We start from the raw sequence: 12,427 nt of genomic DNA, 5'->3' as shown, positions 1-12,427 counted from the left end.
TGCCGCTAGCATTGGCGCGAGGCCGCTTCAAGGTGAATGAGTGGCAATAACCCAAATTGGAGTAAAATAATTGGCGCGTAAGTTTCTCTACTTTGTTGCGATCATGGTCGTACTGGTTCTGGCGGGCGCATTTGTGCTGCGTGTCTATGGAGAAGAACTGGCTGAAGTGGTGTTTGTACCTGACACCGAATTTCAGGCTCAGGAAGTGCTGGAAGACAGTATCTATGCCGATGTTTCGATGTGGTATGCCCGTCCCGAAATCAAGAAAGGCAACCCTGCCCTGTGGCTGCCGCAAGGATACGAATCGAACGGAAACGCTCCCGATAAGGACCAGCGTGCCGCAATATTCTTTGTTCACCCGACGTCATTTATCAATAAAGACAAATGGAACGCGCCGCTTGGCGACAAGGAAACCGAGGACCGCACCAAGATATTCCTGCGCGGACAGGCCAGTGCTTTCAACAAGGCCGGTGACGTCTGGGCACCGCGCTATCGTCAAGCCACGCTCGGCGCATTCCTGACCGAGAAAAAGGAGGGGCAGCAAGCTCTGGACGCCGCCTATGAGGATGTTCTGATTGCCTTTGACTATTTCATTCGCGAAGTTCCCGATGACCGCCCGATCATATTGGCCGGACATAGCCAGGGTAGCCTGCATCTGACCAATTTGCTGAAGGACAGAGTCGCGGGCACGCCTTTGGCCAATCGAATCGTCGCTGCCTATGTGGTTGGATGGCCGGTTTCGGTCGAGGCGGATGTCCCGGCGCTTGGCCTCGACATTTGCGAATCCGCCGAGCAATCCAATTGCCTCTTGAGCTGGGAGAGCTTTGCCGAACCGGCCGATTATGGCCGTATCGTCGAGGTTTATGACACAACGATCGGCTTTAACGGCGAGCCGCGCAAGGACACAAATCTACTCTGTACCAATCCGATTAATGGCGACACCAATTCCGAATCTCCGGCAGAACTGAATCTCGGAACACTGGTCCCCAATGATGAATTGAGTGATGCAACATTGGTCGCGGGTGCGGTGCCCGCGCGCTGCGACGATCGCGGATTTCTGCTGATCGGGGATCCACCGGATCTGGGCCCCTACACCCTGCCCGGCAATAATTATCATGTCTATGATTACAGTCTGTTCTGGCGTAACGTTCGCGAAGATGTGATGAAAAGGATGGCTGCATTTCTCTCGCGTTGATGACAGACGACCGGAGCGCTTTTCGGGCGGCCCTGCCCGATGGCGGGCGCTTGCTCGGGCTTGATGTCGGCACCAAGACGGTGGGCATGGCGCTCTGCGATGCCCAATGGATGATTGCAACGGCTGCCGAGACGATTGAACGCCGCAAGTTTTCAAAAGATCTCGAACGAATCAAGGTGGTCATTGCACAGCAGCATGTTGTCGGTTTTGTCGTTGGCCTTCCGCTCAATCTTGATGGCAGCCAGAGCAAACAGACTCAGGCAGCGAAATCCTTTGCGCAAAATCTGCGCCCCGTTGGCCTTCCCATCCTGCTTTGGGACGAGCGCTGGAGCACGCAGGCCGTCACCCGCGATCTCATCGCTGCCGATGTTAGCCGAAAACGGCGCAGCGAAGTCGTCGATCAAATGGCTGCCGCCTATATTCTTCAGGGAGCGATTGACGGGCTTGCCGCGATAGAATGATGGCTCTATAGGGCTGGCTTTAATGACAATTGATCAAACAGGTTCACCACCGACGGCCGGGCATCAGTTTCCCGCGGGATCGGACGCTTTTCCACATCGCCATCTATTGGGTATCGCAGGGTTGCAGCCCTGGGAGATACTGTTTTTGCTGAAAGAGGCGGAACAATGGGTTGAGCTGAACCGCCAATCCAGCAAACATGTCGACCGGCTTGACGGCCTGACCGTCATCAACGCCTTTTTCGAAAACAGTACACGCACGCTGCTATCTTTCGAAATTGCCGGCAAACGATTGGGCGCGGATGTCGTCAACATGCATGCCGCGCAATCCAGCGTCAAAAAGGGTGAAACCCTTATCGATACGGCGGTCACACTCAATGCTATGCGGGCCGATGCCATCGTCATTCGCCATGCCAGTTCTGGCGCGGTGCAATTAATCGCCGACAAAGTCGATTGCCCTGTACTCAATGCCGGTGATGGCAGCCACGAGCACCCAACCCAGGGCTTGCTTGATGCGCTGACCATTCAGAGGCGCAAGGGCGACATTAGCGGGCTGACAATTACAATCTGCGGCGATGTCATGCACAGCAGGGTCGCCCGTTCCAACATTTACTGCCTGACCACATTGGGTGCAAAAGTGCGGGTTTGCGCACCAACATCGCTTCTACCCGCAGCGCTCGACCGGATGAATGTAGAGGCTTTCTCGAATTTTGAACAAGCACTTGAAGGTACGGATGTCGTGATGATGCTGCGGCTACAGAATGAGCGGATGAACGGCGATTTCATCCCCAGTCCCAGAGAGTTTCATCATCTTTATGGTTTGACGAGAGAGCGCCTAAAACTTGCTAAACCCGACGCACTGGTCATGCATCCCGGCCCAATGAACCGTGGTGTCGAAATCACCAGCGACATTGCGGATGATCTGGATCGGTCCGCAATTACAGAACAGGTCGAAATGGGTGTGGCTGTACGCATGGCATGTCTGGATGTTTTAACCCGGCGATCACGCGGTGTGGAGGGATGGTCATGAAAAAGACGTTCATCAACGCACAGGTTCTGGTTCCCAGAGTAAATACATCCAAGTCCTTAAATGTCACAGTCGAAGATGAGCGCATTACGGAACTCAGCGACAGTAAACCATCCACAGATCACGAGATTGTAGACTGCGCGGGTGCGTTACTAGCGCCAGGGATTATCGACTTGGGTGTTTTCGCCATCGATAAACCGGCTTTTCACTATGGTGGCATTACTAGAGCGGCCCTGATGCCAGACCAGTCTCCGGTTCTGGATCTGCCAGCGATGATCAAACATAATGCATCGGAAGGGAAACCGGACCTTTGGTCTCATCCCCTTGCCGCCGCGACGAAAGGGCTGAAAGGCTCAGAATTGGCGGAAATTGGGTTGATGAAGCAAGCCGGTGCGCGCGGCGTAGCGACAGGTCGAAGCTGGATTTCGGATAGCGGTATCATGCTTAAACTGCTCCACTATTGCCGGTCACTGGACTTGCCAGTGATCGTTCATAGCGAAGATAGTGGCCTGACTTCTGGCGCTGTAGCGACAGCTGGCGAGACGGCAACACGCCTGGGACTCTCCAGTGCACCAGCCTGTGCAGAAGCGCTGTCCATAGCGCGTGATATTGCACTGGTGCGGGAAAGCGGAGCACATGTTCATTTTCGGCAGGTAACCACCGCCCAAGGCCTTGAAATGATTCGCACGGCAAAGGGTGAGCAATTGCCGGTAACCTGCGGCATAACCCCGGCTCATCTGTTCTTGTCTGATATTGCTACAAGCGATTTCCGAACATTCGCCAAACTATCACCTCCGCTGCGCAGTGAGGAAGATCGCCAAGCGTGTCTCGATGCAGTTAGAGATGGTACGATCGATGTCATTTCTTCCGGCCATGACCCGCGCGGTCCCGAAGATAAGCGCCTGCCTTTCGCCGAAGCTGAGTTTGGCATGGCTGGCGCAGAATCCTTGTTGGCACTTTCGCTCAATCTCGTTCGCGACGGTATAATCGACATTCAACGTCTCTTCGAACTGCTGTCGGCAACACCTGCCAAGATATTGGGCGTCGAGGCCGGTCAAATTGCTGAAGGGTATGAAGCGGATCTGATAGTCATTGATCCGGAAGCGGCTTGGCAGATTGATACACGGAAAATGGCGGCTTCTGCCGGCAATACGCCATTTGACAAGCTACCGGTTCAAGGCCGGGTGCGCGCCATATATAAGGGCGGAAAAGCGCTGTAGCTTTCCCGCCCTCAATAGATTTTAGATTTCTGAAATCTTAGCGTGCAGCCAGCTTCCGTGGCGCTTTGCTAGCCATCTGGGTTGGACGAATATTTTGCACATTGCGCACGATGCAAGCACCGCCCTTGGCTTTGATGCCGACGCACATATCTTTAGCGGACTGTTCGTTACCGAAGCCCATAGCTGCCAGACGATATAGCGTTTTGCCATTCCGCTGTATTGTAGAGCTAGCATATTGGAAAGACGCCAGATCCTTGTTCTGTTTGGATAAGATGTCCCAAGCACGCTCCACATTCTCAGGTGAAGAAAATACACCGAGCTGAACCAAGTGCTTGTTGCCTGAGATGGACCGTGCCCGCGGTGTGAAAGCAACTTTCTGCAACACCGGTTTAACCGCTGAGATAGCCTGTGCTGCCGCAGAAGTAACGGGAGCCGCTTTTGGCGCAGCCGCCGGTTTTGCCGCAGGGGCTTCGACGATAAATTTTTTCTCTGGAGCAGCTGGTGCTGGTTTGACAACAGGTGCCTTCACGGCTGGCTTACTCGCAGGAACATCGACCGTCGTAACTTTGACATCATTTTCCTTCGCCATGAAATCCACTTCGGATTCTGCAACTGGCGCGGGACCAACGGCAGGCAGCGGCATATCGCGATCGAAACTTGCGACTTCGCGGTTATAGTCTTCTGCAGGTGTGGCAGCAACTGCTGGCATGACAGGCGCGGCGTTGAGGGCCAAACGAACCGGTTGACCTGGATCATTGGTTACTGGCTCAACATTCAGCAAAGAAGCAACACGCACTTCATAAGCCCCTGGCCGCGCCATATGTGCCCACTGCATCATACGATTGTCGACTGTCGCCGGCGTCATGTCTTGCATTGCCATCAACTTGGCTTCTTTCCAGCGACCATCCAATGCATAGGCCAAACCAAGGTTCTGGCGCGTACGGCCCGCAACATTGGCGCCGCGGATAGCTTCTTCAAGAACCTCAACGGCTGACTTGGAATCACCGGTCAAAGCCAATGCCAGACCATAGTCGGCGGTCGGAATGAACTGACGGTTGTCTTCAATCAGTTGCTTTGCTTTGTTGGCTTTGCCCTGAGCCAATTGCGACAGACTGAGGCTCAAAATCGTGCGGGCATCCCTTTTACCCAATTCCATGGCATCAAGAAAACTGCGTTCTGCCGAATAGAAACGACCAGCGGCCATATAGGACTGACCAAGCAAAGCCCGGGTTTCTGGATCGCTACCCACGCCGGCGACAGAGCGCTCGGCAAAAACAATTGCTTTTTCAACCTGGCCCTTGCGAAGCGCCTTTTCAGCCTTCTTGGCATATTTAGCGCCATCTTTAACCGTAGCAGGTTTGCTCGACGAAGATGCGACCGAACCACCTCCAAAAGGACCACAGCCAGTCAGGGTTGTAGAAATGACCATGGTCGATGCGGCCAATTTCAGTATCATATCGCGTTTCATATCAATGCCCTCGCAATTAAATTCTATATCTTCGTTTATGCAGCGCCGCGTGACGGAATGCGCTCTGCCAAGTCGTCAAGTTCGGGGATAGTCCTCAAATATTCATCCACGGCTTTGGTTACCAACTGCTGTGCAGAAACATTCTTCACAGCCGTCGCCAACCGCAGTTTTAGGTGCCTGTCAGCGTCCAAACGTAAGGTAAACGCGGCCTTGGCCTTGCGGGTCCGTGACTTTTGTGCCGGACGCCGTGTCTTTGGTGCTTTTTTGGCCTCAGCTGCCTTTTTGCGAGGCGGAGGCGCGACACCAATGCTGGAATTTTCAGCCACAGGCGCGACTTCACGAGAAATTGATAGGGGAACCGGAACAGCTGGTTCCTCAGCAACAGGCTGAGCCTGAGGTGCTGGTTCTGGCTCGGCAACTTCCGCTTCGCGCGTTGGGTGCTGGCTTAACTTGGCCGCAATCTCTTCCTGCTGCTTCTTAACCGCAGGAACAGCTTCCGGAATGGCACCAGCTAAAGGATTATAGTGATATTGGTCCGCATCGACTGGCCCTTGTTCTTCCGATGGCGCAGCGTTGTGGTCTGGATTGGCATCATAGCCCATATCGTTCCAACCCAGATCTTCATTTTCATGATCAGACTGCGTTGGAAATGCCATCCCCTGGCGCCGCATGGCGGGCTTTGCGCCGCCCTTTCTGGCCAGAAGAGATGATGACAGGGATGCTAGTGGCTTTGGCTCGCTCATATTCTCTGCTCCTCCCATTAGGACCCGATGACCCGGCGGCCAAAATTGCCTCCAGGTCTCTGAACACCAACATTCGGGCTGGGCGTCATGGCAGGTGATGAAAATATCGTACGGCGGAAGTTCTTTTCCAAACGATCGGAGACATATCCCCATAATTGCTGGATTTCTTGAGAAGACCGGCCTTCGGGATCAACCTCCATGACGGTACGACCGTCAATCATTGATCCGGCAAAATCTGTACGGTGATGAACCGTGATCGGAGCGACGGTGCCATGCTGCGACAAGGCTACAGCAGCTTCCGAAGTAATTTTTGCTTTTGGCGTCGCGCCATTGACAACGAACAGAAGCGGTTTGCCAGCGCGCTCGCAAAGATCAACCGTCGCACCCACAGCCCGAAGGTCATGTGGGCTCGGGCGTGTTGGAATAACAATCAGCTCCGCAACGGAGATCACAGACTGAATTGCCATCGTAATGGCTGGCGGCGTATCAATAACGGCCAATTTGAAACCCTGCTGGCGTAATATCGCCAGATCAGCGGCAAGACGGGAAACTGTGGTTTGCGCAAAAGCCGGCAGTTCAGCTTCGCGTTCGTTCCACCAATCGGCCAATGAACCTTGAGGATCGATATCAATCAGAACTACCGGGCCGGCGCCGGCCAGTTGGGCTTGTACGGCCAAATGGCCCGACAAAGTCGTTTTGCCGGAACCACCTTTTTGGGATGCCATTGCTAGAACTCGCACTCTATTCCCCTTAGTCTCATCTCGGGTTGATCAGGACGTCTGAATTACGTTCATCCACACCTCTGACAGAACAGGGCTAAAATAGGGTTAACAACAATGTGATGTTTTTTCGGGGCCAAAAACTATTTTACACGCCGTTAGATTTGGAATCCGAATTTGCTCTGTTTTTGAAACAAGGTTACGAATAATTTGCAAATTGGCGTTAAGGACAAATTACGGATAATATGATGTCCTGAATTTTTGCAGACCAAGGGTTTAACACATGAGAAATTCCAGACCAGCGCGCCACATGTTGATGGTTTCGGCCATATTGGGATTGGCAACGCCAGCATTCGCCGACGTTAAGGACGGCGTCGATGCATGGGGCCGCGGCGACTATAAAGCCGCCGTTGCAGAATGGCGCGGTCCCGCAAGCGCCGGTGATGCCGATGCACAATTCAATATGGCACAGGCTTATAAGCTGGGTCGCGGTGTGCCGAAGGATTTGGCAAAGGCCGAGCAATATTATAAGCGCGCCGCCGATCAGGGACATTTACAGGCCAATGATAATTATGGACTGATCCTATTTCAGAACCAGCGTCGCAAAGACGCTCTGCCCTACTTACAAGCCTCTGCCAATCGCGGTGAACCACGCGCGCAATATGTGCTTGGTACCGGCCATTTTAATGGTGATTTTGTCGAGAAAGACTGGATCAAGGCTTATGCCCTGATGACGCGCGCTTCCGCCGCTGGTTTGCCGCAAGCAACATCCAATATGGCGCAAATGGACAAATATATTCCACTCGACCAGCGCCGCCAGGCCATCCAATTGGCTGGGCAGATGGAAGAAAATGAAAAACGTGTCCGAACCGCTCAAGTTGGCGGCCTGCGCCCAGTGCAATCAACCGGAGCCATTCAGACAGCACAATTACCGGCATCCAAAACAGTTGTGCCGACTCCTGCTGCAGCGCCCAAACCACAGCCTGTTGCTCCGGTAGCCAAGCCAGCTCCTGCACCAGCAGTGAAAGCAGCTCCGGTCAAAAAACCGGCACCTCCTGTGACAGCTGCGGCGCCCACGGCAAAACCCGCTGCGACACCGGTCCGCACTACAGCGATGGGCAATTGGCGCGTGCAATTGGGAGCATTTGGCGATCAGAACAAGGCCAAGGCCCTTTGGAACAGTTTGGAAAAACGGGTGTCCGGATTGAACAATCTGCAACCCTATCTGGTGGCTGCAGGCAATATTACGCGGCTGCAAGCGGGTCCATTTTCTACCAGAGCACAGGCAAACAAGATGTGCAGCACTGTAAAAGCTTCGGGCAATGATTGCATCGTAAAGTCACGATAGTCGTGGTTTGGAGTGCGGCCTAATCCGTCATCCAGTCCTCAGATGCTATGCCCTGCACATAAAGCAAGGCGCTGAGATCATTATGCTTGATCGCGAGGTCCGCGGCAGCAGCAGCCTTTGGTTTAGCGTGATAAGCAACGCCCATTCCGGCCAAGGCAATCATCGGAATATCATTGGCCCCGTCACCTACAGCGATACACTGTTCTAAAGAAAGTCCCGCAGACAGAGCGCTCTGTCTGAGCAAATCAGCCTTTCTTTGTGCATCAACCACTGGACCGTCCAATTTTCCCGTCAGAATTCCATCGGTCTCAGCCAGTATGTTAGCCTCCGCACTGGCAAAACCGATGGCTTTCGCAACAGGGTCTGCGAATCTCGTGAACCCACCGGAAACCAAGATAGTTTTGGCGCCACGTCCCGCCATGGTGCGAACCAATGTTTTTGCTCCAGGCATCAGCTCGACTTTCTCGTCAAGGCACTGATCTATGGCAGACAGTTCCAAGCCAGCGAGCAAAGCCACCCTGCCCCGAAGCGCTTCTTCAAAATCAAGTTCTCCGAGCATGGCACGCTCTGTAATTTCCGCGATCTGGTCTTTGATTCCGGCATAGCCTGCCAGTTCGTCAATACATTCGACCGTGATCATGGTGCTATCCATGTCGGATATCAGCAACTTTTTCTCACGATGCTCAGCATGCTGGACGACAAAATCAATCGCCACATTGTCCACCGGTAGCGTTTTGCGTGCAGCGGGCAAATCGCCTTCAAAAACAATATCGGCCGTTTTGCCATCGACAACATCGCCGATGCGGGTAATTTGACCACCAATACCCGTCAAACGATCGGCAGCCGAACTTAGCTCTCCCTTTTGCAGCTGATCTGCTGCTATTAGCGTGGCGATGAGCATAAATTCTCCGAAAGATAATAAAGACGTGGCGTTGATCGTTGGCCCTACTGCCAGCGGCAAATCCGCATTGGCACTGGAGCTGGCCAAAAAGCAACCCTCTGTGATCATCAATGCTGATAGCGCGCAGGTTTATGCAGATCTTCAAATTCTCAGTGCCCGGCCCAATGAACAGGAAATGGAAGGCATAGATCACCGTCTTTATGGCTATATTAATGGTGCTGATGCTTGTTCGGCTGCCCGATGGTCGAATGATGCAAAGGCGGAGATTGCTGCGGCACATGATCGCGATGAACTGCCAATATTGGTCGGCGGCACCGGGCTTTATGTACGAACACTGCTTAATGGAATTGCGCCAATACCTAAGATTGATTCCAACATCCGCTCGACAGTACGGGCGATGGATGTGAACGATGCTTACACCGCTCTTCTCGAAGAAGACCCCGTGTCTGCACAGCGCCTATACCCCCGCGATTCGAGCCGGATCATGCGTGCCTTGGAAGTGGTGCGATCATCTGGCAAGCCAATGGATTACTGGCACAGTCATATGGCAGGCGGCATAGCGAAAGACATTAATTTGCGCCCACTGGTCCTGCTGCCACCCCGCGATTGGCTTTATGGGCGCTGTGATAAGCGTTTTCAGATCATGCTCGACAGTGGTGCGCGCGACGAAGTTGCGAAGCTATTGGATCGAAATTTACCGCTCGACTGTCCCGTCATGCGCGCGATCGGCGTTCCCGAGATTATCGCGATAATCAAAGGCGATAGCAGCGTCGAAGAAGCAGCGGAACGGGCAAAGGCTGCAACGCGCCAATATGCCAAGCGGCAATTTACCTGGTTTCGCAATCAATGTCCCGACGGATGGCTTCGCTGTGCGGAGATCATAAATAATGATAATATCGATGATATTGTAAGATTATTATAATAATTAGCCTTGACACAATATATATAAATATGTAGCGCCGCCCAGTTCGAGCGTATGCTGCGCCCAATCTTGTTGATTGCCTTGCAGTGCAGCATCGCCTATCAAACGCCCGCCCTTGGCGGGTTTAACTATGGCAATGGAGCTTCACGTGGCCGAAAAAAGCGGTGCAGATATATTGGTTCAAACCCTGCTTGATCTGGGTGTCGACACCGTATTTGGCTATCCCGGCGGCGCAGTGCTGCCGATTTATGATGCTCTCTATGATCATCCTAAGATCAAGCATATTTTGGTACGCCACGAGCAGGCTGCCACTCATGCAGCGGAAGGCTATGCCCGCTCAACTGGCAAGCCTGGTGTTGTTTTGGTCACATCCGGCCCGGGTGCAACCAATGCGGTCACCGGAATCACAGATGCGTTAATGGATTCAATTCCAATGGTCGTGATTACTGGACAGGTTGCAACAAATCTTATCGGTTCAGATGCCTTTCAGGAAGCCGACACGGTTGGCATTACTCGGCACTGCACCAAGCATAATTATCTCGTAAAGCAACCTTCAGAGCTTGCGGGTGTATTGAACGAAGCCTTCCATATCGCGACGCAAGGACGTCCTGGTCCTGTTGTCGTTGATATTCCAAAAAATGTTCAGGTCGCAGAGGCCGAATTCAGCGCACATAACGGGAAAACCAATTCACGGTATCAGCCGCAAATTGATGGCGATTTCAAAGCGATAAACCAGGCTGCTGAGATGATCATGCAGGCCAAAGCGCCGATATTCTATACCGGCGGCGGTGTCATAAATAGCGGCCCGAAAGCCAGTGAAACATTGCGCGAACTCGCAGAACTGGTTGGTGCGCCGGTAACCTCTACGCTTATGGGACTGGGGGCTTTCCCCGCATCATCAGAGCAATGGCTAGGCATGCTGGGCATGCATGGTACCTATGAAGCCAATATGGCAATGAACAGATCAGACCTGATCATCTGCCTCGGCGCGCGCTTTGATGATCGCATCACTGGACGGATCGACGCGTTTTCACCGAACAGCAAGAAAATTCACGTGGATATTGACCGCTCATCGGTAAACAAGACAATCCGGGTTGATCTGCCGGTTATCGGCGACGTTGGCCGGATCATGGAGCAATTGCTTGCGGTTCTTAAAGGGCGAAAGTTTAGCGCTCCTGACTATGAAGAATGGTGGGCGCGGATCAAAGGCTGGCGGGCAACAAATTGCCTCGCTTATCCGGAAAGCAAGACCGAGATCATGCCACAGGAAGCCATTCGCAAACTGTGGGAAGCTACACATGAACGCAATCCGATCATCACCACAGAGGTCGGTCAACATCAGATGTGGGCCGCACAGCATTTTGACTTTGAACTACCCAATAAATGGCTGACCAGTGGCGGCCTTGGCACCATGGGATATGGTCTGCCAGCAGCCATTGGGGCACAGCTGGGCGATCCCGACGCATTGGTAATCGACATTGCCGGTGAAGCATCTATCCAGATGAATATTCAGGAATTGGGTACGGCTAGCCAATATCGCCTTCCAGTTAAGATATTCATCCTCAATAACGAATATATGGGTATGGTCCGACAATGGCAGGAATTGACCTATGAGAGCCGTTATTCAAATAGTTATTCCGATAGTTTGCCAGACTTTATCAAACTGGCCGAAAGCTATGGCTGGACAGGTATTTTGATTGAAGATCCCGCTGATCTTGAGGCTGGAATTCAAAAAATGATTGAAACGGATGGTCCAGTATTGGTCGATTGCCGCGTTGCAAAACTGGCCAATTGCTTTCCGATGATCCCATCGGGCGCAGCGCATACTGAAATGCTGTTGGCGCCAGAAGATGTCACGGGCACGATGGATGATAACGCAAAGGCGCTGGTGTAATGCATATCAAAGAAGAACGGGTTGAACGGCATGTTCTGGCCGTATTGGTTGACAATGAAGCTGGCATATTGGCGCGGATAGCCGGTATGTTCACGGCGCGCGGCTATAACATCGAAAGCCTGACTGTCGCTGATATCAGTGCGGATCACGCGATTAGCCGGATCACCATCGCCACCAATGGCCCACCGCATGTCATTGAACAAATTATCGCACAGCTGGATCGGTTGGTGCCAGTTCACAGCGTTCGCGACCTGACAGAAGCGGGGCCACATGTGCAGCGCGAGCTGGCATTGGTCAAAGTTGCCGGCAAAGGTGAAAACCGGATCGAAGCGATGCGGCTCGCCGATGTTTATCGTGCCAGAGTGGTCGATGCCACGACTGAAAGCTTTGTTTTCGAAATTACCGGCGCGCCTGATAAAATTCAGACATTTGTCGCCCTCATGCGCGAAGTCGGCCTTGTCGAAGTCGGCAGGACCGGCGTTGTCGCCATTGGCCGGGGGCTGGATGCGGCCTGAATAGTACGGATTATGGA

Annotated in this window: 12 protein-coding genes; 8 read left to right on the top strand and 4 right to left on the bottom strand. The window is 53.0% G+C overall.

Annotation, left to right across the window (positions count from 1 at the left end; translation table 11 throughout):
- Nucleotides 1-70: 70 nt before the first annotated feature.
- Genes BS29_RS08685 through BS29_RS08670 form a run of 4 tightly spaced genes read left to right on the top strand, consistent with a single transcriptional unit; the run spans nucleotide 71 to nucleotide 3,900 of the window.
- Entirely contained in the window at nucleotides 71-1,195 is a 1,125-nt protein-coding gene (locus BS29_RS08685) for a DUF3089 domain-containing protein (protein WP_229956785.1), read from the top strand.
- Nucleotides 1,195-1,656 (top strand): Holliday junction resolvase RuvX, encoded by a 462-nt coding sequence (gene ruvX, locus BS29_RS08680; RefSeq protein ID WP_229956784.1) that lies wholly within the window; start codon nucleotides 1,195-1,197, stop codon nucleotides 1,654-1,656. Before BS29_RS08685 ends, ruvX begins: the two co-directional genes overlap by 1 nt.
- 22 nt (nucleotides 1,657-1,678) lie before the next feature.
- The gene (locus BS29_RS08675) at nucleotides 1,679-2,683 is read left to right on the top strand and encodes an aspartate carbamoyltransferase catalytic subunit (RefSeq protein ID WP_229956783.1); all 1,005 of its coding nucleotides are present in this window, start codon (nucleotides 1,679-1,681) and stop codon (nucleotides 2,681-2,683) included.
- Nucleotides 2,680-3,900, top strand: coding sequence for a dihydroorotase (locus BS29_RS08670; protein ID WP_407673770.1), 1,221 nt, complete (start codon nucleotides 2,680-2,682; stop codon nucleotides 3,898-3,900). The genes BS29_RS08675 and BS29_RS08670 overlap by 4 nt, the downstream gene beginning before the upstream one ends.
- Before the next feature lie 37 nt (nucleotides 3,901-3,937).
- Here the strand turns inward: BS29_RS08670 and BS29_RS08665 are convergent, their stop codons facing one another.
- The 3 genes from BS29_RS08665 to BS29_RS08655 are packed head-to-tail and all read right to left on the bottom strand — an operon-like array spanning nucleotide 3,938 to nucleotide 6,851.
- On the bottom strand, nucleotides 3,938-5,368 hold the full coding sequence (locus tag BS29_RS08665) for an SPOR domain-containing protein (RefSeq protein WP_229956781.1): 1,431 nt from the start codon (nucleotides 5,366-5,368) through the stop codon (nucleotides 3,938-3,940).
- A 35-nt stretch (nucleotides 5,369-5,403) separates the two neighbouring features.
- Nucleotides 5,404-6,111 carry a flagellar biosynthesis protein FlhF gene (locus BS29_RS08660; protein ID WP_229956780.1) on the bottom strand — a complete coding sequence of 236 codons (708 nt, stop codon included), beginning with the start codon at nucleotides 6,109-6,111 and terminating at the stop codon, nucleotides 5,404-5,406.
- 17 nt (nucleotides 6,112-6,128) lie between these two features.
- Nucleotides 6,129-6,851 carry a ParA family protein gene (locus BS29_RS08655; RefSeq protein ID WP_229956779.1) on the bottom strand — a complete coding sequence of 241 codons (723 nt, stop codon included), beginning with the start codon at nucleotides 6,849-6,851 and terminating at the stop codon, nucleotides 6,129-6,131.
- Between the two features lie 262 nt (nucleotides 6,852-7,113).
- Between BS29_RS08655 and BS29_RS08650 the strand changes: the two genes are divergently transcribed.
- Nucleotides 7,114-8,178 (top strand): SPOR domain-containing protein, encoded by a 1,065-nt coding sequence (locus BS29_RS08650; protein WP_229956778.1) that lies wholly within the window; start codon nucleotides 7,114-7,116, stop codon nucleotides 8,176-8,178.
- A gap of 19 nt (nucleotides 8,179-8,197) precedes the next feature.
- On the opposite strand, the gene serB is transcribed toward BS29_RS08650, so the two are convergent.
- Nucleotides 8,198-9,079 carry a phosphoserine phosphatase SerB gene (serB, locus tag BS29_RS08645; RefSeq protein ID WP_229956777.1) on the bottom strand — a complete coding sequence of 294 codons (882 nt, stop codon included), beginning with the start codon at nucleotides 9,077-9,079 and terminating at the stop codon, nucleotides 8,198-8,200.
- Between serB and miaA the strand changes: the two genes are divergently transcribed.
- The 3 genes from miaA to ilvN all read left to right on the top strand — a co-directional run bounded on the left by miaA (nucleotide 9,072) and on the right by ilvN (nucleotide 12,410).
- Complete coding sequence (gene miaA / locus BS29_RS08640; protein ID WP_229956776.1) at nucleotides 9,072-10,001, top strand: tRNA (adenosine(37)-N6)-dimethylallyltransferase MiaA; 930 nt, start codon at nucleotides 9,072-9,074, stop codon at nucleotides 9,999-10,001. The genes serB and miaA overlap by 8 nt on opposite strands.
- A 148-nt stretch (nucleotides 10,002-10,149) precedes the next feature.
- Nucleotides 10,150-11,895, top strand: a complete 1,746-nt coding sequence (locus tag BS29_RS08635) for an acetolactate synthase 3 large subunit (RefSeq protein ID WP_229956775.1) — start codon at nucleotides 10,150-10,152, stop codon at nucleotides 11,893-11,895.
- Complete coding sequence (gene ilvN, locus BS29_RS08630; RefSeq protein ID WP_229956774.1) at nucleotides 11,895-12,410, top strand: acetolactate synthase small subunit; 516 nt, start codon at nucleotides 11,895-11,897, stop codon at nucleotides 12,408-12,410. The genes BS29_RS08635 and ilvN overlap by 1 nt, the downstream gene beginning before the upstream one ends.
- Nucleotides 12,411-12,427 lie beyond the last annotated feature (17 nt).

The sequence above is a fragment of the Parasphingorhabdus litoris DSM 22379 genome (assembly GCF_020906275.1).
Taxonomy (GTDB): domain Bacteria; phylum Pseudomonadota; class Alphaproteobacteria; order Sphingomonadales; family Sphingomonadaceae; genus Parasphingorhabdus; species Parasphingorhabdus litoris.
Note: the sequence above shows the minus strand (reverse complement) of the source record. Positions and strands in the feature narration are given on the sequence as shown.

What these genes read in the sequence shown, in the direction of transcription:
- ruvX (WP_229956784.1), top strand. Translation starts at nt 1,195, where the DNA reads ATGACAGACGACCGGAGCGCTTTTCGGGCGGCCCTGCCCGATGGCGGG.
- BS29_RS08675 (WP_229956783.1), top strand. Translation starts at nt 1,679, where the DNA reads ATGACAATTGATCAAACAGGTTCACCACCGACGGCCGGGCATCAGTTT.
- BS29_RS08670 (WP_407673770.1), top strand. Translation starts at nt 2,680, where the DNA reads ATGAAAAAGACGTTCATCAACGCACAGGTTCTGGTTCCCAGAGTAAAT.
- BS29_RS08665 (WP_229956781.1), bottom strand. Translation starts at nt 5,368, where the DNA reads ATGAAACGCGATATGATACTGAAATTGGCCGCATCGACCATGGTCATT.
- BS29_RS08660 (WP_229956780.1), bottom strand. Translation starts at nt 6,111, where the DNA reads ATGAGCGAGCCAAAGCCACTAGCATCCCTGTCATCATCTCTTCTGGCC.
- BS29_RS08650 (WP_229956778.1), top strand. Translation starts at nt 7,114, where the DNA reads ATGAGAAATTCCAGACCAGCGCGCCACATGTTGATGGTTTCGGCCATA.
- miaA (WP_229956776.1), top strand. Translation starts at nt 9,072, where the DNA reads ATGAGCATAAATTCTCCGAAAGATAATAAAGACGTGGCGTTGATCGTT.
- serB (WP_229956777.1), bottom strand. Translation starts at nt 9,079, where the DNA reads ATGCTCATCGCCACGCTAATAGCAGCAGATCAGCTGCAAAAGGGAGAG.
- ilvN (WP_229956774.1), top strand. Translation starts at nt 11,895, where the DNA reads ATGCATATCAAAGAAGAACGGGTTGAACGGCATGTTCTGGCCGTATTG.